At 35.9% G+C, this 270-nt stretch carries 1 protein-coding gene; it reads left to right on the top strand.

All coding sequences use genetic code 11. From position 1 onward, the window contains the following. Nucleotides 1–267, top strand: a 267-nt coding sequence (locus SB749_RS19550; RefSeq protein WP_410711771.1) for a hypothetical protein, incomplete at its 5' end; no start/stop codon positions are given. Nucleotides 268–270: the final 3 nt, after the last annotated feature.

Genomic DNA, 270 nt, shown 5'->3' on the forward strand with positions numbered 1-270 from the left:
GGCGTTGGCAAAATTTTCATTTCACATGGTGATGGATTTTCCCCGATAGAGAGAGACGAAAGTGTTACTTGTAGGACACCAGAACCTAAGAAAGATTTTGGTCATGTTGAAGTAGTTCGTCCAATCCTTGAACTTCAAATGGAACTGATTTCATCAAAAACAAAGAACTTGAGTAACTTATCATTAAGTCAAAAAAGAGAGGAAGTAAAAGTAAAGAAAATGATTCTTGCTTCTCTTCAAGAAACTATGAAACAGTATCGGTACTAAGCG

Source organism: Brevibacterium sp. SIMBA_078, assembly GCF_046534565.1.
In the GTDB taxonomy this organism is placed as follows: Bacteria; Actinomycetota; Actinomycetes; order Actinomycetales; family Brevibacteriaceae; genus Brevibacterium.